The following is a 19,873-nucleotide window of genomic DNA, read 5'->3' on the forward strand; positions in this document are numbered from 1 at the left end:
CAATGGCGTCGGCGCCAAGTGCAGACAAGGCCGGACCGGGCGGGGACCGGTACGGAGCAGGGGCGAACACGCCGCATCCCTGGCGTGATGGTGGCGGCTACAGCCTATGAATGCGCGCCGCCGCGAACCTTGATGTTTCGCGCACTAGTCGCAGCCGCGGAATCGGCTTGCGCGATTTGCGATGCAGTCGAAATTGGCCGCGTCCGCATCGGCGCGCGCGATGGCCGCGGTTGCGCGGCGTTGGCGCGGCGTTGACGGGATGTTTCCGCGGTTGCGCGATGTTGTCGCAGCCGGCAAGCGCGACGCGCGCCGGCGTCAAGATTTTCTTCAGGGCGAAATCGCGTCGGCGGCGAAGGCCGCGCGTTCGGCGTCGCTGAGCGGCAGCGACAGGCCGTGGCCGTGCGCGGCAGCGGCTTCGGCGGTTTCCAGTACCGCCATCACCGCCAGCGCTTGCGCCGGCGTGACCGGATTGGCGCCGCGTCCGAGCACGGCGTCGCGGATGCCGGCGTAGTAGCGGCCCTGATCGCCGGCCGGCGCCGGCAACCGATGCGTGCCGGCGTCGTCGTAGACGATCAACGGGTCTTCGTCGCGCCCCCACTCCAGCGCGCCCGGGCGCATCCCGGCCAGCAACTGCGCTTCCTGGCGATCGGCCAGCGTCTTGACCGCACTGCCGCGCTGGCCGTGGACGGTGAAGCGCGCGCTGCCGCCGGCGACCAGCATGCTGGCGTGCAGGATCGCCCGGCGCCGGCCGTATTCGAGCACGACGTGCGCCCAGTCGGCGACCTGGGCGCCGTCGCGCTGCACCGCCAGGCTGGCCGACACGCGGTGCGGCAAACCGAACACCAGCAAGACCTGATCGACCAGGTGCGGCCCCAGGTCCCACCACAGTCCGCTGCCGGCGCCGGCCTGTTCGCGCCAGCGCTCGCGCACCTGCGGCCGGTAACGGTCGATATGCGATTCGAAATGCAGCACCTCGCCGAGGCGACCGTCCTGGATCAGCCCGCGGACAGCGAGGAAGTCGCTGTCCCAGCGCCGGTTCTGGAACACCGACAGCAGTCGCCCGCGCTGTTGCGCGAGCGCGCTCAGCTCGCGCGCCTGGCGCAGATCCAGCGCGAAGGGTTTGTCGATCACCACGTGTTTGCCGGCGTCCAGCGCGGCGCGCGCCAGCGGCGCGTGGCTGGCGTTCGGAGTCGCGATCACCACCAGCTCGGCGCGCGGATCGGTCGCTGCCGCGAACGGGTCTTCGACCACCGCCACCGGAGGCAGCCCGCGGGCGGCCAGTCCGTGGGCGACCTTGGCCGGATCGCGTGAGCCGACCAGCTCCAGGCGCAGGCCGGGCGTGGCGCTGATCAGGGGGGCATGAAAAGTCTGACCGGCGAAACCGTAGCCGATCAGGGCCACGCGGATGGGGGCGGGATCGTTCATGGAAGGCGGCTCGACGACGGCGAACGCGGGGGCGGAGCTTCACCATGCCGTATCGCGGCGCGCACGGCCAGCGCCCGGCTTTGCCGGATGGGGCCGGGATCGGGTATGTATGGACTGTCCCCCGCCCGGAACCCGTATGAGCGCCGTCGCGATCGCACCCGCTGCCCCGTCCGCCTCCCGCGTGCTGTTCGCGAGCCTGATCGGCACCACCATCGAGTTCTTCGATTTCTACATCTACGCCACCGCGGCGGTGCTGGTCTTTCCCAAGCTGTTCTTCCCCGCCGCCGATCCGAACACCGCCACCCTGCAGTCGCTGGCGACCTTCGCGCTGGCCTTCCTGGCCCGGCCGATCGGCTCGGCGGTGTTCGGGCATTTCGGCGACCGCATCGGCCGCAAGGCGACCCTGGTCGCGGCGCTGCTGACCATGGGGCTGTCGACGGTGGCGATCGACTTGCTGCCGACCTATCACAGCATCGGCATCCTCGCGCCGGCGCTGCTGGCCGTGTGCCGCTTCGGCCAGGGACTGGGCCTGGGCGGCGAGTGGGGCGGAGCGGTGTTGCTGGCGACCGAAAACGCGCCGCCGGGCAAGCGCGCCTGGTACGGCATGTTTCCGCAGCTCGGCGCGCCGATCGGCTTCTTTCTCTCGACCGGCATCTTCTTGCTGCTGACCGGCACCATGGGCGATGCGGCGTTCTTCGCCTGGGGCTGGCGGATTCCGTTCCTGGCCAGCGCGGTCCTGGTCCTGGTGGGGTTGTGGGTGCGCCTGCGGATCAGCGAGACGCCGGCGTTCCAGCGCGCCATCGACCAGCACGAGCGCGTGCGCCTGCCGATGCTGAAAGTGCTGGCGCACCATCCCGGCGCCTTGATCGTCGGCACCTTCGCCGCCTTGGCGACCTTCGTGCTGTTCTACCTGATGACCGTGTTCGCGCTGAGCTGGGGTACTTCGCAATTGGGCTATACGCGCGAGCAGTTCCTGCAATTGCAGCTGGGCGGCGTGGTCTGCTTCGCCGTGACCATTCCGCTGTCGGCGGTGTTCGCCGACCGGCGCGGCCGGCGTCTGGCGATGATCCTGTCGACCGGCGCGATCGTGCTGTTCGGCCTGTACTTCGCCGAGCTGTTCTCGTCCGGCAGCGTGCCCGGCACCCTGATCTTCCTCGGTCTCGGCCTGGGCATCATGGGCCTGACCTACGGCCCACTCGGCACCATTCTGGCCGAGATGTTCCCGACCGCCGTGCGCTATACCGGCGCCTCGCTGGCGTTCAACCTCGCCGGCATCTTCGGCGCTTCGTTGGCGCCGTACGCGGCGACCTGGCTGGCCCAGCGCTACGGCCTGGAATTCGTCGGCTTCTATCTCGCCGCGGCCGGCGCGCTGACCCTGATCGCCCTGTTGATGGTGCGCGAGGACGAAGGCGAGAGCGAATCGGCGCTCTGAACGCCGCGCCGCGCTCACCCGGCCGCCGTGCCCCGGCGCGGCGCGCCCAAATAGCCGAACACCGCGCGCAACACCCGCGCCTGCAGGGCGGCGGCGTCGGTTTCGCCGCGCTCGCCGGCGCCGTCGACGATGCTGCGCACGATCGCGATGGTGTCCAGAGCCAGCAACTCCGGCGCGGCGCCACCGCCGCCGGGCCGCGCGGGCGCGTCCGGACGGGCGAGCAGGGCCAGCACGCAGTCCTGTGCGGCGCGGTCGACGCGCAGATCGCGTTCGCGCAGCGGCAGGCGCCGCTCTTCGAAATCGAGCAAGCGCGCCAGCGCCGGCCGCTGCAACTGGTGCGCGGTCGCCGCCCGCACCAACGCGACGATGCCGCTGCGGTAGCCGGCTTGCGCCGGAACCGCGGCGAGGTCGGCCAGCAGAGTTTGCGTCTCGCGTTCGATCAGCGCGGCGGTCAAGGCGTCCTTGTTGGGAAAGTACTGGTACAGCGAGCCGATGCTGACTCCGGCGCGCTCGGCCACGGCATTGGTGTTGTAGCCGCGCAGGCCGTGGCGCTCGAGAATGCGAGCCGCCGCTTCAAGGATCGCGGCGACGGTATCGGCGGCGCGTTCCTGACGCGGGATTTTGCGTGGTTTCAGGCTGGTGCGGCGGCGCGCGACGGGCATGGCGGGATGCGAGTAGTGAATATGAGCAATCGCTCATATTGTGTCCGCGACTTCCACGAAACGCCAACGAGGCGATCATGAGCGACACCGAACAGCGCTATCCCCTGACCGTGTTCATGCTGGTCAAGACTCAGCCGGAATGGCTGGGCTTCGACATCGACACGCGCTTCCGTCTGCTCGCCGAGCACGTCGAGCCCATCCTCAAGCAGCACCGCGATCAGGTGCGGTTGCGCTTCTGCGACATCGAGTTCTACAACGCCCGGGTCACCGATCTGTGGCAGTGGGACGCGCGCAGCCATCACGCCTACGAGCTGGTGGTCGAGGCCTTGCGCGAAACCCCGTTCTGGGACCGCTACTTCGCCATCGTCGAGATCCTGCCCGGGGTGGAGAACGCCTACGCCAGCAACTACGGGCGTCCGCCCTTGGCGGCCTGAGCGGCGGCGTCGTCGCCGGTCGCGGCGTGCGGTCCGCGCTCCGCCGGCGCGAGCTGGCTCAACTTGAGCTGCGTCAGGTACAGGCGCAGATCGAACTCGCGCTGGTGGTAGTCCGCGCTCATGTGGGCGCAGAGCTGGTAGAAGGCCTTGTCGTGATCGCGATGCTTGAGGTGGGCCAGCTCGTGCACCGCGATCATCTCCAGGAACTCGCCCGGCGCATCGCGGAACAGGGTGGCGATGCGGATCTCGCGCGCCGCCTTGAGCCGGCCGCCGTGCGCGCGCGACACCGCGGTGTGGGTGCCTAGCGCATGCTTCACCACATGCAGCTTGTTGTCGTAGACGACCTTGTTGAGCGGGTCGCTTTTGCGCATGTAGCGGTCCTTGATCGCGACCACGTACTCGAACAGCGCCTTGTCGTCGCGGACCTGGTGGCCCGCGCTGTAGCGATTGCGCAGCACTTCGCCGAGACGGCCGGCATCGATCAGCGCGCGGACCTGGGTCAGCACGCGTTCGCCGTAGCCGCGCAGGTATCGGAGCTCGTCCATGCGCACACGATACGGTATCGGCGTCGCGGCCGGCGAGACCGGATTACGACCCGGGTCATGGAACGTCGGCCGGGCGAGGGCGCGTCCCGGCCGTCCTCCGCGGCCGCTCAGGGCCGGTATTCCACCCGCAGTCTGGCGCCGGCGCCGCGCTCGATCCAAAGGTAGTTCGTCGCGCCGGGCGGTTGCTCGAAGCGCAGCCGCAGTTGGGTGCGGTCGGCGCGGTCGATCGCGCCCAGGCCCGCGGCGTCGAACGGGGTGCTGGTCTGACGGCCGCCGCCGAAGCGCGCCAACTCGGCGACCGCGGACGCATCGGCGGCTGCGGCATAGTCGCCGGCTTCGATCGTACAGCCGCCGAAGCAGCCCCGGCGCGCGTCGATCAGCAGACGATTGCCGGCCGGCTGGCTCCACGGATCGCCGTAGGCGCTGCCGAAGCCGACGCTGAGCGTGGCGCCGAGCACGGTGGCGCCGTCGGGCAGGGCGGAGGTATCGAACGACAACACGCTGCGATTGTGTTTGCCGTCGCTGCCGCGTCCCACGGCCAGGCCGTAACTGGCTTCCAGCGCGCCCACTGCGGCGGCACTGCCGTCGGCGTTGGCTTTGACGTAGCCGTCGTTGGCGTCTTCGTTGACGAATTCCATGACCAGCGGCGGGCCGTCGCTACCGCCGCTGACGGTGACCGATATCGGCGGCGAGCCGGCCTGGTTGCCGGCGATGTCTTCGGCGCGCGCCTGCAGCACATGCGCGCCGTTAGTGGCGGTGGCGCTGTTCCATTGCGCTTGGTAGGGCGGCAGACGGTCGGTGGCGATCACCGCGCCGTCGAGCAGGAAGTCGACGCGCTCGATGCCGACGTCGTCGGCGGCCTCGGCGCTCAGAGTCACCAGGCCGTTGACTTGGGCGCCGTCGTACGGCGCGGTCAGCGCGACTTGCGGCGGGTTCGGGTCGAGATCGTCCAAGCCCCAGAAACGGGCGATGTAGTAGCTGGAGCAGATATCGGCATCGAGCACGTATGCCCCGGCGGTGCCGCACTGGGTCTCGCCGCTGCCCGGATCGACCGGCGTGCCGTGGCCCATGCCGACGATGGCGTAGGTCTCCACGCGCGCGCGCCCGGCGCCGTCGCGATACACCCGGTGCGGATGACCGGCGACGGTGTCCTGCACGTCGGCGGCCTGGTCGATGCCGTGCACGTCGGTCCACTGCTGCATCAGCTCGGCCTGATTCATCGGTCGCACCACGTAATCGGCGTCGCCGTGCCAGATCGAGACAATCGGCCAGGGGCCGGCGTGCGCGCCGGCTGCGCGCACCTTGTCGCCCCATTGCTTCGGGCTGAGGTCGGTGCCCGGCGACATGCATGCGAACGCCGCCGAGGAACCGGTGGCGCAGCGGTAAGGCAGACCGGCGACGACGGCGCCGCCGGCGAACAGATCCGGATAGACGGCGAGCAGGGCTGCGGTCATCGCGCCGCCGGCGGACAGGCCGGTGACATAGACTCGGTCGGCGGCGCTGCCGTGGTCGGCGCGCATGCGTTCGATCATCTGCCGGATCGACAAGGCCTCGCCCTGGTCGCGTGCGGTGTCGCCGGGCTCGAACCAGTTGAAACAGGCGTTGGCGTTGTTGGCGCTCTGCTGCTGGGGCAGCAGCAAGGCGAAACCCCAGCGTTGCGCGAGCATCTCCCAGCCGGTTTCGGCATCGTAGGACGCGGCGCTCTGGGCGCAGCCGTGCAGGGCTACGACCAGCGGCGCGCCGGCCGGCAAGCCCGGCGGCACGTACCGGTACATGCGCAGATTGCCGGGGTTGCTGCCGAAGCCCACGACTTCGGTCGATGCCGCGGCGGACAGGACCGTCAGCGCCGCCCAGGCCGCGAGCAGCAGCGAGGCGATGCGCCTGCGGCGATACCGGCGCGGCGGCGAGGGGCGCTGGGACGCAAGCGCGGGCGGATGCGGCGATACGGACATGCGATCGGCTCCTGCGCCGGAACCGGGGCCGGCGCGACCGCAGTGGGCCACCGTCGCGGCGACGGCGCCATCGTCCGATCGGGCACGTTGCGCCGCAGCATGCGGCGCGGAGCGGTCAGTAGCTGGACAGCCCGGTGGCTTCGCCGAAGCGGTACCACAGGCGCCGCAGCGCCGAATCGTCGGCGTAAGCGGCATAGTCGGTGCTGATCCGGCGGCCGTCGCCGTTGCCCCAGCTTTGCTCGAAATACGCCAGAGCCTCGCTCGCGACCGGCGCATCGGCTTCGGCCAAGACCCGCGCGCTGCTCTCCAGGTTGTAGTCGTCGAGATTGCGCCGGGTGTAGTTGGCCGAGCCGGCGATCAGCTCGATCCGGCCGTCGCCGCCGCGCTTGAGCAGCAGTTTGGCGTGACACTGCTCGCCGTGCGTGTCGCACCAGCGCAGCGGCACGTCGGCCGCATGCAGTTCGGCGGCGACCTGGCGATTGGGCACGCCGTTCTTCTTGCGCCCGAACGCGTCCTCGTTCGGGTCCAGCAGCACGCGCAGCCGCACGCCGCGCTGCTGGGCGGCGATCAGGGCATCGATCACGCCGCGGTGGGACAGATAGAACACCGCCAAGTCGACGCGCTCGTCGCGTCGCGCTCCCTGGATCGCGGCAATCAGCGCGTCGCGGATGCGCGCTTCGGTCAGCAGCTGCACGCGCGGCGCCAGGGTGGCGTCGACGATGGTCGGCGGCGGCGCGGCCTGCGGCAGGCCCTGCGGCCAGGTCGCGCCGGACATCCGCGCCACCGCGCGCTCGCTGGCCAGTACGTCGAGCGCGGCCGCGCCGTGGAAGCGCAGAGCGACGTTGCCGTGGCGGCTGCTGGCGTCGTGCGGATTGGCCGAGGCGACCAACGCGGTCCAGCCGTCGCCTTCGTCGACGACCAGGGTCTTGCGGTGGTTGGCGTTGAAGTTGAACAGCGCCAGCCAACTGCGCAGGGTGACCCGGCCGGGGCCGAAGGGATTGGCCAGCCAGCCGCCGTCGGGGTCGTTGCCGGCCCAGCGGCAACACAGCTGCCATAGCCCGGACCAGGCCGGATTCGGTGCGCGCAAGCGACCCAGATCGGTCGTCACCACCTCGATCCCCGCCGCGCGCAAACTTTCCAGGCGCGGGGCACGGCGGCCGCCGTAGACGGTGTTGATCGGATCGGTGATCAACACCGCATGCAGTTGCGGCACAGCGCGTTTGCGCGCGATGAGCGCGGCCGCGAGTTCGTCGCTGAGACGGCGATGGCGTTCGCCGTCGGCGGCGGCGAAATCGTTGAACAGGAACTGGTCGGCGACCACGGCGCGCCGCGCCTGGCCGATCAGGCGCAGGCTTTCGTCGAAGATCCGTTGTTCGCTGCGCCGTGTGCCGTCCGCATCGACCCAGGTGACGTCGCTCAGCAACGCGACATCGCGCGCAGCGCGCAGCGGATGCTGCGCGCTCACCCCTTCCGGCAGCGGCTTGTACGAGTGCCAGATCGCCGATACGGCCCAAATCAGTACCGCCCCGCACAGCGCGCGCCGCGGCCCGCGGCGCTTGCGCGCGGGGACGGCATCGGGGGCGGCATCGGCGGCGGATTGCAAGCGGTCGGACATCGGCGGCGAGGGCGGCAAGCGTGATAGTTATCGCGGAATGCGCGGGACGGAGAGGGGCCGGAATGCGATGAACGGGCACTACGGCGGTGCGAACGGATTTTCGCCGACTTCGCGTACGTTCGCGACGCTTTTCTTGTGCGGCGCAATAATCGAACTGACAGTTGACACGAGGGCGGGCGAGCGCGCAGCGTGTCGGCGCGGAGTTGCCAGGGGACGGTGTCCGAAGCCGATGAGGCTCGCTCCGCCGTCCGCAACGACTCCGTGCACGTTCGCCGTCACCGATCGGAATCGGCCCGTCTGCCGGCATCCCGGCGCGGGCCGCCACCGATTCCAATCATGTATTGAACAAGGAGAGGTTTATGCAGATCGACGACATCGTTTCGGGCTGGCTCAACGGTTCGGAAGACATGAACCCGGCGGGTCCGCTGTATATCGAAGGCGCCGCCGCGACCGAAGCCGCGCTGACCGACACCGCCCTGCCGCTGCTGACCCGTTGCAGCAGCTGCAGCGCTTCCGGCGGCGGCCAGTGCTGCTGATCCAGCGCTGAACGTCTGTTACCGACAAGGAGAGGTTCATGCAGATCGAAGACATCGTTTCGGGTTGGTTGAACGGTTCGGAATCGGAAAACCCGGCCGGCCCGCTGTACGTCGAAGGCGTCGCCGCGACCGAAGCCGCGCTGACCGACACCACTCTGCCGCTGCTGACCCGTTGCAGCAGCTGCAGCGCTTCCGGCGGCGGCTACTGCTGCTGAGCAGACGCTGAGCCAGCGCGGACTCGCTCCCGGCGCGAGCCGGGAGCGAGTCCGATCTTGCGGGCCGGCCCTGCCGCCCGCCGAACTCCGCCGCAGCCTGCGCCGGCGCCGATCCCGCGAACGCGAACGGCCCGCGCCAGCCCGCGGTTCCGTGGATTCCGCAGGACGCACCGACACGATGAGCGAACCCAGCAACGGCGAGTCGTTCCTTCCGATCATCGAAACCTTCACCGCCGAGCCGCGCGCCCGACTGGACGCGACCCTGGCCGGCCTGGCGCCGAAGCTGGACCGCGACGAGATCGCGCTGTTGCGGCAAGTCGGCGCGCAGACCCTCAACGACAATGCGCGGCTCAAGCTCAGCCGCACCTTGCTGCTGGAGTTGCATGCCGCACGCCTGGGCGGGCAGTTGCCGGCGCAGGACGATGTCGAGCAATTCCAGCAGTTCATCACCCTGGCGCTGCAGCCGGAGTTCGACCCGCATTTGCGCCGGCGCTATCCGGCCCTGCATGCGCGCCTGCAGCGCACCCTGGAGCTGCAGCGCCTGGCGCTGGAAGCGTTGGCCTCACGCATCGCGCAGGACCGCGAGCGCCTGGGCGAACTGCTCGGCCGCGCCCCCGGGCGTCTGCTCGCGGTGCAGCCGGGCGAGGGCGACCGCCATGCCGGCGGCCAGACCGTGGTCCGGCTGGGTTTCGAAGGCGGCCGGATCATGTACAAGCCGCGATCGCTGCGCATCGACCTGGCCCTGGACGCGTTCCTGGCCCGCGTGTTCGGCGACGATCCGCTGCGGATCCGGGTGCCGTACGCGCTCGACTGCGGCGACTACGGCTGGACCGGCTTCGTCGACCACCGCTACTGCGACGGCGACGCCGAACTGGGCACGTTCTACCGCAATCTCGGTCATTGGCTGGCGGCGATGCAGTTGCTCGGCGGCACCGACCTGCACCAGGAAAACCTGATCGCGGCCGGGCCGGTGCCGGTCGCGATCGACGTCGAAAGCCTGTTCGCGATCGAAGTCGATACGCCGCCTTCGGCGCGCGGCCGCGCCTTCGATCTGGCCTCCGAACTGATCCGCACGTCGGTGCTGCGCACCGGCATCGTGCCGTTCCGCGCGCCGGTGCTCGGCTTCGGCGGCGTCGACATCTCCGCCGCCGGCGCGCTGCCCGGCGAACAACCGCAGATCCGCATGCCGGCGATCGCCGACGAAGGCACGGCGCGCGCGCGGCTGGAGATCGTCAGCACCGACTTCGGCCAGTCGCAGAACCATCCCAGCCCCCATCCCGAGGTGACCCGGTTCTGGGACCGGATCAGCGAGGGATTCGTCGAGGCCACCGCGCGCCTGCGCGCGCTCGATGCCGAGGGCGCGCTGGAGCCGCTGCTGCGCGGCTTCCTGGGCTGCCCGGCGCGCGACATCCGCCGGCCGACCCAGGCCTATGTCGAGATCATGCGCATGCTCTGGCATCCGGCCTCGCTGCACGACGAGCCCAAAGCGATCGAGCGCGCCCGCGACATTCTGCGCCGCAACGCCGTCGCCCTGCCGATCGCGCCCTCGTCGGCGCACGAGATCGACGGCGAGATCGAGGACATGCGCATCGGCGACGTGCCGATCTTCGTCGCCCCGCTGGACCCGGCGCGGATCGAGGAGACCTTGCAGCGCTGGCGGCGGATGCGGGTCGAACTGGAGGAACTGACCATCCGCAGCGCCCTGGTCACGGTCGATCTGAATCAGCGACTGGGCAAGAACGAGCGCGTGCGCGCCGACATCGTCGCCCGCCATCCGCACGCCGAGCGGCTCGACCAGCGCCGGCGCGCGGCCGCGGCGCAGGCGGTGGGGCAATTGCTGCGCCTGGCGGTGTACGGCGACGACGGCAGCGTGACCTGGATCAGCCCGGTGCTCGGCGATACCGGCTGGGTGACCCGGCCGCTGCAGGCAGACCTGTACACCGGCTTGGGCGGTGTCGCGCTGAGCCTGGCCGGCTATCTGCACGAATGCCGCGCGGGACGCGCCGATCCGGTCGAAGGCCTGGAGCCGGCGCTGGACGGCGCCTTGAGCGCGTTGCGCGCGATCGAGCAGGCCGACAGCCCGAGTACGGTCGGCGGCATGATCGGCTACGGCGCGCAGATCTGGACCTGGATCGCCTTGCACGATCTGCTGCAACGGCCGCAGATGCTGGAATGGGCGATCGAACGCGCGCAGGCCCTCGATGCGGCCGGCTTCGACGCCGACCGTTACCTGGATCTGCTGGAAGGGGCCAGCGGCGCGATCGTGCCGTTGCTGCAACTGGCCGACGCCAGCGGCGACGCGCGCTGGCGCGAGCTGGCGGCGCGCGCGGCCCGGTTCATGGAATCGCAGGCGATCGTCGACGACCGCGGCGCGCGCTGGCCGTCGACGATCTTCGACGCGCCGATCGGCGGCTACGCCCACGGCGCCAGCGGTATCGGCTGGGCGCTGAGCCGGATCGGCCACAGCGCCGCCGGCAGCGCCGAGGACCGCGCCCGCTGGCGGGCCCTGGCCGAACGCGCCTTCGCGTTCGAGGACGGCTTGTACGACGACCGCGCCGGCTGCTGGCGCGATGCGCGCATCGCCGACGAAGACCAGTTCCTGCACGCCTGGTGCCACGGCAGCGTCGGCATCGGCCTGGCCGCCTGCGACCTGTACGAACTCACCGGCGACGCGCGCCATCTGCGCGATCTGCGTCGCGCCGCGCAGGCCGCGCGCGGCTTCGGCTGGGGCGCCAGCCACACCCTGTGCCACGGCGATCTGGCCCTGTGGGAGCTGCTGGCGCGCGCCGCACGGCTGGACCCGGACGGCGGTTGGGGCGATCCGGCCGAGCACACCATGCAGATCGTGTCGGCGATCGAGGAGCATCGCGGCGCGGTCGGCAGCCGCGCCCGCGACGCATTCACGCCGGGCTTGATGACCGGCGTCGCCGGCGCGGTGCATGCGCTCAACCGCATGCACCCGGACTGCCCCCTGGCCACGCCGTTGGTGTTCGAGCGGCGCGCCGGGCATTGAAGCGGGCGCGGCGGGCCGCCCGGTCCGCCGCCACGATTCGGTCATGGGCGGAGGCTAGGCTGGCGGGATGAACATCCTGATGCTGTCGGACGTCTACTTCCCGCGGGTCAACGGGGTGTCGACCTCGATCCGCACGTTCGCCCAGTCGCTGGCGAGGATGGGGCATTCGGTGACCGTGGTGGCGCCCGATTACGGGCCCGGCAGCGGTCAGGAGCAGCACGACAGCGACGAGTTCGAACTGATCCGGCTGGCTTCGCGGGTGATCTTCTTCGACCCCGAGGACCGGCTGATCCGCGCGCCGGAGCTGCGCCGCATCATGCCCGCGCTGGCGGCGCGGCATTGGGACGTGATCCACGTCCACACGCCGTTCCGCGCCCACCGCATGGGCGTGCGCCTGGCCGAGCTGACCGGCCGGCCGACGGTCGAGACCTACCACACCTATTTCGAGGAATACATCGGCCACTACCTGCCGTGGGCGCCCGCGCCGCTGCTGCGCTTCGTCGCCCGGCGCCTGTCGCGCATGCTCTGCCACGGCGTCGATCACCTGATCGTGCCCTCGGAGCAGATGGCCGAAGTGCTGCGCCGCTACGGCGTGACCACCGCGGCGACGGTGCTGCCGACCGGGATCGACCTGAGCGAATTCGCCCGCGGCGACGGTACGCGTTTCCGCATCGCCCACGACATCGCCGCCGATCGGCCGACCCTGGTCACGGTCAGCCGGTTGGCGGTGGAGAAGAACATCGCGTTCCTGTTGCAGACGGCGCGGCGGCTGGTCGCCGAGTTTCCGCGGCTGATGTTCATCATCGCCGGCGAAGGGCCGGACGCGCCGCGCCTCAAGCGTCTGGCGCACGAATACGGCCTGGACGCGAACGTGCGTTTCTTCGGCAACCTGGACCGGCGCACGACCCTGCTCGATGCCTACCGGGCCGGCGATGCCTTCGTGTTCGCCTCGCCGACCGAGACCCAGGGCCTGGTGCTGATCGAGGCCATGGCGCTGGGCGTGCCGATCGTCTCGACCGCGGTAATGGGTACGGCGACGGTGCTGCGCGATGCGCGCAGCGCCCTCATCAGCGACGAAGACGTCGATGCGTTCGCCGGCCACGTGGCGCGATTGCTGCGTTCGCCGGAACTGCGCGCGCAATTGTCCCAGGCGGGGCCGCAGGACGCCCGCGCCTGGAGCACCGAAGGGCTGATGACGCAGGTGGTGGCGCTGTACCAGCGTCTGGCCCAGGAGCGTCCCTTGCCGCGCCGCGGCGCCCAGGCCGCCGCGCAGCAGGGGTAGGGCGGCGCAGGCCGCGACCACGCGACGCGCAGACCGGACAACGGCGAAAGCGCCGCCATCGAAGCCGTGTCGTCGTTCTCGCAGGGGCGATGCATCTGCTTCGGCTGCCGCGCTTGCGCGCGTCGCAGCGCTTGTCCCGACTCGCGGCCGAAGGACATCCGCGGGAGTGCCGCTTCTACCGGCTTGAAGGCGCCGTTGCGACCCGCACCCGCGACGCCAGGCCCAGGCCGAGCAGCGCCAGCGCCGCAGCGATCGCGAACCCGCACAGATACGCCAGCAGGTGCGAGCGGGTCAGCAGCGCGGCGAACAGCGAGCCGCCGATCGCCAGTGCCGTGGCTGTGAAGATGGCATCACCCAGATGCAGTGCGGAGGAACTCTCGCCCTGGCGTTCCGGCGGCGACAATTCCAGCATCAACACCGACAGGGTGGGGTACATCAGTCCCATCCCGAAGCCGGCGAGGACCCAGCCGGCGATGCCCAGCGCAAGCGGCGTCGCCGCCCAAGCCAGCGCGCCGATCGCGATCACGCCCAGGCCGAGCAGGGCCATGCCGGCCTGCAGGAAGCGCCGCGCATCGGCGTCGGCCGGCGCGCGGCCGCGGAACCAGGAACCGGTCGACCAGCCGATCGCGCCGAGGGTCAGCACCAGCCCGGCCCAGGTCGGCGACAGTCCGCGTTCCTGCGCCAGCAGCAGCGGGATATAGGCCTCGCTCAGGAAGAACGCGCCGGCGGCGAGGCCGCGCAGCGCGACCACGGTCGGCAGCCCGCGCTTGGCGCGCAACGCGCCGGGCGGCAGCAGGCGCGAGGCCGCCGCGGCCAGGGCGGCGACCGCCGCGCCGATCCACAGCCAGGCGGTGGCGTCGCGCAATTGGCCGCCGTAGTGCAGGGCGAGCAGGCTGGCGGTGGCCAGCAACGCCCACGCCATCCGCGCGCGTTGCATCGCCGCGATCGCGGCCGCGGCCGCGCTCGGCCCCAGCCCGCGCAGCGCCGGCAACACCAGCCAGGCCGCCACCGCCGCGGCCAGCGGCACCGACAGGAACACCCAGCGCCAGCCCAGGCTCTCGACGATGGCGCCGCTGATCGCCGGGCCGACGATCGCCGGCACCACCCAGGCCGCGGCGAACGCGGCGAAGATGCGCGCGTGCAGCTGCGGGGGATATACGCGCCCGACCACCACGTACAAGGCCACCGAAATCAGTCCGCCGCCGAAGCCTTGGACCACCCGTCCGGCGATCAGCCACGGCATCGAGGGCGCGGCTCCGGCCAGCAGCAAGCCGAGCGCGAACCAGGCGATGCCCTGGCGCAGCGGCGCCGCCGGCCCGCGCGCGTCGGCCCAAGGCCCGGCCGCGACCATGCCGACCACGCTCGCGGCCAGGGTGCCGGCAAAGGCCAGCGCGTACAGGGACAGGCCGTCGAGCGATCGGGCGACCGTCGGCATCGCGGTGGTCACCGCCAGCGCTTCGAACCCGACCAGGGCGACCAGGGCGACCGCGCCTGCGGTCAACGCGCGATACGCCGGCGCGAACAGCCCCGGTCCGCCGCGGCCGCTGTCGGGAGGGGCTTCGGCGACGGCCGACCCGGCCCGCTGGGCCAGTTCCGCTTCGCCGGGGACCGCCGCCGCAGCCCCTCCCGGCAACGGCCGCGATCCCGAGGGAGCGGTCCCGAACCCTGCAGGGGCGTCGAACGCTTCCTCTGCCGCGATGGGCGAGAGGGATCCGTCGTGATTCATGCGAACAACTCCGTCGTTGCGTTCTGATAGACCATCAACACCACCTTGCCGCGCCCCGGACCGCGCTCGACCGCGCGGTGCGCCTCGGCCGCGCGGGCCAGCGGAAACATTTCGCGCACATGCACCAGCAGGCCATGGCGCAGGTGCGCGCCGACCAGTTCGGTCAGGCCGGCGCGGCTGCGCTCGCTGCGCAACGAGAGCAGACGTTGGCGGCGCAGGCGGGACGCGCCGCGCAGGCTGACGATGCGCTGCGCCGGCGCGCCCAGTTCCAGCCAAGCGGGGCGGGGCGCGCCGCCGAGCGCATCGAACACCGCGTCGACGCCGCCCGGGGCTACGGCGCGCAACTGCGCCAACCCGGCCTCGTCTTCGCCGATCGCGAGCGCGCCGAGCGAACGCAGGTAATCGTGATCGGCGGGCGTGGCGCTGCCGACCACACGCAGGCCCCAGGCGCGGGCCAACTGGACGGCGACGCTGCCGACATCGCCAGCGGCGCCGTGGATCAGCAGCGTCTCGCCCGCGCGCAAACGCAGCGCGCGCAGCGCCGCCAGCGCGGTCTGGCCGGTCGCCGCGAGCGCGCCGGCGACCGCCCAGGACATGCTCGGCGGCTTGTGCACCACCTGTTCGGCCGGCACGGTCAGCACTTCGGCATAGCTCATCGCCACCGCCCAACCCAGCACTTCGTCGCCGATCTTCAGGTCGCCGACGTCGCTGCCGACTTGATCGACCACCCCGGCGAACTCGTTGCCGAGCCGGCGCGGAAATCCGCCGGGCGCCGCGGCGCGGCCCGCGCGCAGGGCGATGTCGCCGGGACGCACGCCGGCCGCGCGCACCCGGATCCGCACTTCGCCCGGACCCGCCTGCGGCATCGGCAAATCGATCGCGCGCAGCACCTCGGCATCGCCATGACGGTCGTACACCACCGCCTTGACCTGCGGTATCGAGGCGGAGACGGCGTTGCGGAGTTCGGCGGCGGCCATGGCTTGACCCGATTTGGACTTGCGGCGCAGCATAGAACCTCAATCAAAGTTGAGGTCAAGGGCGATGAGCATGGCGATGGAGCTCTCGGTAGGCCAGGTCGCCGAACGTTCCGGCGTGGCGGTGTCGGCGCTGCATTTCTACGAGGCCAAGGGGCTGATCCACAGCCTGCGCACCGCAGGCAACCAACGCCGCTACAGCCGCGACACCTTGCGCCGGATCGCGCTGATCCGGGTCGCGCAGCGGGTCGGCATACCGCTGGCGACGATCCGCGAAGCGTTGGACACGCTGCCGGACTCGCGCGTGCCCAGCCGTGCCGACTGGGCGCGGCTGTCGGTGGCATGGAAGGAAGAGCTGGAGCAGCGCATCGCTCACTTGAGCTTGATGCGCGACACCCTGGACCAATGCATCGGCTGCGGCTGTCTGTCGCTGGACCGGTGCCGGATGGCCAACCCCGGCGACAGTTGGGGCGAGCAGGGCGCCGGTGCGCAACGTTGGGCGGCGGCGCTTGCGCGACCGCATCGGCGCCGCGGCGCCGCAACCGCGACTCGGGCCGTGGCGGGCAAGACCGCCGGGGAGATGAGCGAGGCGGGCTCCGGCGCGGCCGGCGGCAAGGGGGCGGCCGGTAAGCGATCGGCCGTCGGAAAGGTGTGTTCCAAGCCCGTGCGTACGCGCTCGGATTGATTCGCGCCTATGCCGGTGCGGGGCGGTCCGCCGCGCTGCACGGCGAAGCGGCGCCCTGGGCGATGCGGCAGGCGCGGCGGAAAATGTCCGTCGCCCCTGCGTCCGGCCGCAGCCATGTGCGCCGCGGCGGCGTACCATGCGCGTTTCCCCACCACGGTCTTCGCCATGACGATTTCGATGTATTCCGCTTCGGTGCCGGTGATCCGGCAGATGCTCGGCAGCCTGTCGACGATCCTGCAGCGCGCGCAGGAGCATGCCGGCGAGCGCGGCATCGATCCGGACGCCTACCTGCAGGCGCGCCTGTTTCCGGACATGTTTCCGTTGCTGCGTCAGGTCCAGATCGCCTGCGACTTCGCCAAAGGCGTGAGCGCCCGTCTGGCCGATGTCGAAGTGCCTTCCTACGAAGACAACGAGCGCGACTTCGCCCAATTGCAGGCGCGCATCGCCAAGACCCTGGCCTTCGTCGACGGCCTGGAGCCGGCGCTGTTCGAGGGCGCGGAGGATCGTGAAGTCGTGCTGCGTCCGGGCACGCCGAAGGAACGCCGCTTCGGCGGCCAGGACTATCTGGTGCGCTACGGCTTGCCGCAGTTCTTCTTCCACGTCACCACCGCCTACGCGATCCTGCGCCACAACGGCCTGGCGATCGGCAAGCGCGATTTCATGGGCGAGCACTGAGTCGTCCGGCGCGCGGCCGCCCGGCCGTGCGCACCTTCGCGGGCCTCGATTCGGTCGCGGCGCAAGCCGCGACAACGCAGACAACCCCACTGCGATGAAACTTCCCGTAGGGAGCAGGTCGCGACCCGCGTTGCACCTGCCCCTGAGCGGGCATGCCCCTTCTGTAGGAGCGGCGCAAGCCGCGACCGCGACAACGCAACTACGACGAAACTTCCCGCGCGGGGCTAGTCGCGACTCGCGTCGCACCTACCCCTGAGGGGCATGCCCCCTGTAGGAGCGGCGTAAGCCGCGACCGCAATAACGCAACTGCGACGACCCTTCCCGCAGGGCGCGGGCCGCGACTCGCGTTGCTCCCCCCTGAGCGACACGTACGAGCGCCGAGGCCGTTCCGGTCAACGGGTTTCGGCCTTGCCCAATGCGCTGTCGCTGCCGTGCCGTCTCAGGCTCTGATCCCTCTCGCGCCGACACTGCCGATCCGGTCCGGGGCGTCCGCCGCGAGGCAGCGTATCCCTGCCTGCCGCGTCCTGCCGCGAGCGGCGCAAATCGAAACGCGAGCCTCGCCGATCGAAATATCCCGACTCTGGTCGCGCCCCGTCTCGGCCTCTGCGACGCGCTCTTGCGATCATGTTTTCCCGGCAGCGACAGGACGTCGCGACGGGTCCGGAAACGGCAGGGAGCGCGGTCGAGGAACGGCCGCAACGTCGCCAGGCGCAGGGATGCGCGGTCCGGAGTTGCATTCCCCCGTTCTCAACCAGAAGGAGTTGGCATGTTGTCCAAGAGTATCAAGGGGCCCGCCGTACTGTGCCTGAGCCTGTTCGCGGTCGGCATCGCCGGTGGCGCCCCGAGCACCCTACTGTCGTCGCTGACGATGTCGGCCGCGTCGTTCGCCGGCGCTGCCGAGGCGGTCGAACGCAGCGTGAGCGATCTGGATCGCTATCGCCCGCTTGCGGCGGCCGACCTGGTCACCAACAGCGTCGATGGCGCCGCTGCCACGGTCGCGCTGCGCGGCTCGATCGGCGACGGTTCGGTCCTGCGCTACAGCATCGTCGAAGCGCCGAAGCATGGCGCGGTGCGGCTCGACGAGGGCCGTGCGACCTACACGCCCGATCCGGGCTTCGAAGGCGTCGACACTTACGTCTATCGCGTACACAGCGGCGAGGCGAGCGTCGATGCGGTGGTCGCGGTGACCGCGATCGGCGGCGCGGCGGTCGCGCGCGCCGTGGCGGCCTTGTAGGCCCGCGCATCCGCTCCGGCGTGCTCGCGCCGGGGCCACCGGTACCCCCCGGAAAGGGGTAGGGGAACGGCCGCCGGCGCAGGGCGCCACGGCCGACCGCGCGAACCGGCCTGGGTGCGCACGATGTGCGCCGTGGGTCCGCCGCTCGCCGTGTCGTGGCGGCGAGGGCAGCGACCGCGGCGCCGAAGGCGCGCCGCCGGTTTCGCGTCATCCCCGGGGGCGGCCGGTCCGCGGCGCCCGCCGGCATTGCCGGGCGGACGCCGCGGCCGGTGCGGCACCGCACCGTGTCCGGACGCGCTAGGGCCGGACGCGCCAAGTCAGGACCTGGCATTGCCCGGGTCGATCGTTGGAAAACTTTCATCTCCGTCAGTGATGAAAGCAGGGACGGGCAGGGACGCCCGGCCGTCGGCGGCTCCGGCCGTCGTTATCGCGGACTGGGACCGCGGTGGCGGCGACCGGGGCCGGCGATCGCGCACCGGGGCCAACCTGTGTCGCGGAGCGCCGCACGGGGCGTGCGCTGCGCCCGAGCAGGAGTTCGCCGTCGGTCGCGAATCCGCAAGCAGGACTTGCATCAAGCGCCGCCTGCGGTGACGATGCGGCCTCGGCTTGGGGAGGCCTGGGATGGAACTGCTGACGCTGGAACACTTCGCTTCGCACGTGAACGAGACCTATTCGGCGCAGCTCAACGACGGCGAAGTCCCGTTCGTGCTGGTCGAGGCGCGCGCACTCAGCACCCGCCCGCAACAGGCGATGCGCATGCCGTTCTCGCTGCTGTTCCGCAACGGCTCGTCGTTCCTGTTTCCGCAGCAGACCTATCTGATGCGCCACGACTCGATCGGCGAGATCGGCATCTTCCTGGTGCCGGTGGCGCGCGAGCGCGAAGGTTTCCTGTATCAGGCGATCTTCAACTGAGATCCCGCCTCAGGCGTGCGCGCGCGGCGCGGGCGCACGCCAGCGCATTGCGGCGTGGGTCGGCAGATCTTCCTCGTGCTCGAAGCCCAGGCGCTCATACAACCGCCGCGCCGAATCGTTGCCGTGCTCGACGTGCAGGCGCAGGCTGCGGCCGCATTCGGCGGCGTCGGCCTGGGCGCCGCCGATCAACGCCGCGCCCAGGCCTTGTCCGCGCTGGCCCGGGGCCAGGCCGATATCGACCAACAGATGCTCCGGCGCGCGGCGCAACAGATAAAGCCGGCCGATCGGCGCATCGCCGCGTTCGACGATCAGGAACTGGGCGTCGGCGTAGTAGCGGGTGTAATGCAGATGCTGCATGGCGAACTGCTGATCGAGGAAGGCGGTCAGCGCCGCGGCCGGCCAACCCAGCGGCGCGAACTCGGCCGCGCGCCGTTCGCGGTAATGCAGGCGCAGCCATTCGATATCGTCGTCGCGCGCGGCGCGCAAGGACACGCCCTGCGCGGACAGCGACTCGGGCAAGCGCAGGCACGGGCCGCCGCGATGCGGCGGCGGAAAC

General features: G+C 71.0%; 17 protein-coding genes and 1 pseudogene. 10 read left to right on the top strand and 8 right to left on the bottom strand.

Going from position 1 to position 19,873, the window contains the following annotated elements; all coding sequences use genetic code 11:
* Window positions 1-327 precede the first annotated feature (327 nt).
* Window positions 328-1,425, bottom strand: a complete 1,098-nt coding sequence (locus V2J18_RS09575; RefSeq protein WP_064749032.1) for an oxidoreductase — start codon at window positions 1,423-1,425, stop codon at window positions 328-330.
* Window positions 1,426-1,576: 151 nt separating this feature from the next.
* On the opposite strand from V2J18_RS09575, the gene V2J18_RS09580 reads away from it, so the two are divergent.
* Window positions 1,577-2,857, top strand: a complete 1,281-nt coding sequence (locus V2J18_RS09580; RefSeq protein WP_425606104.1) for an MFS transporter — start codon at window positions 1,577-1,579, stop codon at window positions 2,855-2,857.
* Window positions 2,858-2,871: 14 nt separating this feature from the next.
* On the opposite strand, the gene V2J18_RS09585 is transcribed toward V2J18_RS09580, so the two are convergent.
* Window positions 2,872-3,519 carry a TetR/AcrR family transcriptional regulator gene (locus V2J18_RS09585; protein WP_064749030.1) on the bottom strand — a complete coding sequence of 216 codons (648 nt, stop codon included), beginning with the start codon at window positions 3,517-3,519 and terminating at the stop codon, window positions 2,872-2,874.
* 77 nt (window positions 3,520-3,596) lie between these two features.
* Here V2J18_RS09585 and V2J18_RS09590 point away from each other — a divergent pair, with 77 nt between their 5' ends.
* Window positions 3,597-3,953 carry a darcynin family protein gene (locus tag V2J18_RS09590; RefSeq protein WP_336131663.1) on the top strand — a complete coding sequence of 119 codons (357 nt, stop codon included), beginning with the start codon at window positions 3,597-3,599 and terminating at the stop codon, window positions 3,951-3,953.
* On the opposite strand, the gene V2J18_RS09595 is transcribed toward V2J18_RS09590, so the two are convergent.
* From V2J18_RS09595 to V2J18_RS09605, 3 genes are all read right to left on the bottom strand, one after another.
* A complete protein-coding gene (locus tag V2J18_RS09595; protein ID WP_075575207.1) occupies window positions 3,926-4,498 on the bottom strand; it encodes a M48 family metallopeptidase in 573 nt (190 codons plus the stop codon). The genes V2J18_RS09590 and V2J18_RS09595 overlap by 28 nt on opposite strands.
* A gap of 107 nt (window positions 4,499-4,605) precedes the next feature.
* Complete coding sequence (locus tag V2J18_RS09600; RefSeq protein ID WP_075575206.1) at window positions 4,606-6,450, bottom strand: extracellular catalytic domain type 1 short-chain-length polyhydroxyalkanoate depolymerase; 1,845 nt, start codon at window positions 6,448-6,450, stop codon at window positions 4,606-4,608.
* Between the two features lie 115 nt (window positions 6,451-6,565).
* Window positions 6,566-8,065, bottom strand: coding sequence for a phospholipase D family protein (locus V2J18_RS09605; protein WP_336131664.1), 1,500 nt, complete (start codon window positions 8,063-8,065; stop codon window positions 6,566-6,568).
* Window positions 8,066-8,424: 359 nt separating this feature from the next.
* On the opposite strand from V2J18_RS09605, the gene V2J18_RS09610 reads away from it, so the two are divergent.
* From V2J18_RS09610 to V2J18_RS09625, 4 genes are all read left to right on the top strand, one after another.
* Window positions 8,425-8,601 carry a DUF6229 family protein gene (locus V2J18_RS09610; RefSeq protein ID WP_087960746.1) on the top strand — a complete coding sequence of 59 codons (177 nt, stop codon included), beginning with the start codon at window positions 8,425-8,427 and terminating at the stop codon, window positions 8,599-8,601.
* Between the two features lie 38 nt (window positions 8,602-8,639).
* Window positions 8,640-8,816: a DUF6229 family protein gene (locus V2J18_RS09615; protein WP_087960745.1), complete on the top strand. Its 177-nt coding sequence runs from the start codon at window positions 8,640-8,642 to the stop codon at window positions 8,814-8,816.
* 178 nt (window positions 8,817-8,994) lie between these two features.
* Window positions 8,995-11,829: a type 2 lanthipeptide synthetase LanM family protein gene (locus tag V2J18_RS09620; protein ID WP_336131665.1), complete on the top strand. Its 2,835-nt coding sequence runs from the start codon at window positions 8,995-8,997 to the stop codon at window positions 11,827-11,829.
* A gap of 67 nt (window positions 11,830-11,896) precedes the next feature.
* Window positions 11,897-13,111, top strand: a complete 1,215-nt coding sequence (locus V2J18_RS09625) for a glycosyltransferase (RefSeq protein WP_064749027.1) — start codon at window positions 11,897-11,899, stop codon at window positions 13,109-13,111.
* A 175-nt stretch (window positions 13,112-13,286) separates the two neighbouring features.
* Here V2J18_RS09625 and V2J18_RS09630 read toward each other — a convergent pair whose 3' ends face one another.
* Both V2J18_RS09630 and V2J18_RS09635 read right to left on the bottom strand, forming a co-directional pair.
* Window positions 13,287-14,636, bottom strand: coding sequence for an MFS transporter (locus V2J18_RS09630; RefSeq protein ID WP_064749041.1), 1,350 nt, complete (start codon window positions 14,634-14,636; stop codon window positions 13,287-13,289).
* A gap of 197 nt (window positions 14,637-14,833) precedes the next feature.
* Window positions 14,834-15,814 (bottom strand): NADP-dependent oxidoreductase, encoded by a 981-nt coding sequence (locus V2J18_RS09635; protein WP_079248266.1) that lies wholly within the window; start codon window positions 15,812-15,814, stop codon window positions 14,834-14,836.
* A 70-nt stretch (window positions 15,815-15,884) separates the two neighbouring features.
* Here V2J18_RS09635 and soxR point away from each other — a divergent pair.
* The 4 genes and pseudogenes from soxR to V2J18_RS09655 form a co-directional block, all read left to right on the top strand.
* Window positions 15,885-16,310: pseudogene (gene soxR, locus V2J18_RS09640) on the top strand (redox-sensitive transcriptional activator SoxR); the annotation flags it as partial.
* Between the two features lie 351 nt (window positions 16,311-16,661).
* Window positions 16,662-17,171: a DUF1993 domain-containing protein gene (locus tag V2J18_RS09645; RefSeq protein WP_064749026.1), complete on the top strand. Its 510-nt coding sequence runs from the start codon at window positions 16,662-16,664 to the stop codon at window positions 17,169-17,171.
* A 766-nt stretch (window positions 17,172-17,937) separates the two neighbouring features.
* On the top strand, window positions 17,938-18,405 hold the full coding sequence (locus V2J18_RS09650; protein ID WP_336131667.1) for an Ig-like domain-containing protein: 468 nt from the start codon (window positions 17,938-17,940) through the stop codon (window positions 18,403-18,405).
* 621 nt (window positions 18,406-19,026) lie between these two features.
* Window positions 19,027-19,317, top strand: coding sequence for a DUF6916 family protein (locus tag V2J18_RS09655; RefSeq protein ID WP_064749024.1), 291 nt, complete (start codon window positions 19,027-19,029; stop codon window positions 19,315-19,317).
* A 9-nt stretch (window positions 19,318-19,326) separates the two neighbouring features.
* Here the strand turns inward: V2J18_RS09655 and V2J18_RS09660 are convergent, their stop codons facing one another.
* A complete protein-coding gene (locus V2J18_RS09660) occupies window positions 19,327-19,836 on the bottom strand; it encodes a GNAT family N-acetyltransferase (protein ID WP_336131668.1) in 510 nt (169 codons plus the stop codon).
* Window positions 19,837-19,873: the final 37 nt, after the last annotated feature.

It is taken from the genome of Lysobacter firmicutimachus (assembly GCF_037027445.1).
In the GTDB taxonomy this organism is placed as follows: Bacteria; Pseudomonadota; Gammaproteobacteria; order Xanthomonadales; family Xanthomonadaceae; genus Lysobacter; species Lysobacter firmicutimachus.

Excerpts from the sequence above, each read along its gene's own strand:
- V2J18_RS09635 (WP_079248266.1), bottom strand. The coding sequence starts at position 15,814 with ATGGCCGCCGCCGAACTCCGCAACGCCGTCTCCGCCTCGATACCGCAG.
- V2J18_RS09650 (WP_336131667.1), top strand. The coding sequence starts at position 17,938 with ATGTTGTCCAAGAGTATCAAGGGGCCCGCCGTACTGTGCCTGAGCCTG.
- V2J18_RS09585 (WP_064749030.1), bottom strand. The coding sequence starts at position 3,519 with ATGCCCGTCGCGCGCCGCCGCACCAGCCTGAAACCACGCAAAATCCCG.
- V2J18_RS09595 (WP_075575207.1), bottom strand. The coding sequence starts at position 4,498 with ATGGACGAGCTCCGATACCTGCGCGGCTACGGCGAACGCGTGCTGACC.
- V2J18_RS09600 (WP_075575206.1), bottom strand. The coding sequence starts at position 6,450 with ATGTCCGTATCGCCGCATCCGCCCGCGCTTGCGTCCCAGCGCCCCTCG.
- V2J18_RS09625 (WP_064749027.1), top strand. The coding sequence starts at position 11,897 with ATGAACATCCTGATGCTGTCGGACGTCTACTTCCCGCGGGTCAACGGG.
- V2J18_RS09605 (WP_336131664.1), bottom strand. The coding sequence starts at position 8,065 with ATGTCCGACCGCTTGCAATCCGCCGCCGATGCCGCCCCCGATGCCGTC.
- V2J18_RS09575 (WP_064749032.1), bottom strand. The coding sequence starts at position 1,425 with ATGAACGATCCCGCCCCCATCCGCGTGGCCCTGATCGGCTACGGTTTC.
- V2J18_RS09610 (WP_087960746.1), top strand. The coding sequence starts at position 8,425 with ATGCAGATCGACGACATCGTTTCGGGCTGGCTCAACGGTTCGGAAGAC.
- V2J18_RS09620 (WP_336131665.1), top strand. The coding sequence starts at position 8,995 with ATGAGCGAACCCAGCAACGGCGAGTCGTTCCTTCCGATCATCGAAACC.
- V2J18_RS09645 (WP_064749026.1), top strand. The coding sequence starts at position 16,662 with ATGACGATTTCGATGTATTCCGCTTCGGTGCCGGTGATCCGGCAGATG.
- V2J18_RS09615 (WP_087960745.1), top strand. The coding sequence starts at position 8,640 with ATGCAGATCGAAGACATCGTTTCGGGTTGGTTGAACGGTTCGGAATCG.
- V2J18_RS09655 (WP_064749024.1), top strand. The coding sequence starts at position 19,027 with ATGGAACTGCTGACGCTGGAACACTTCGCTTCGCACGTGAACGAGACC.
- V2J18_RS09590 (WP_336131663.1), top strand. The coding sequence starts at position 3,597 with ATGAGCGACACCGAACAGCGCTATCCCCTGACCGTGTTCATGCTGGTC.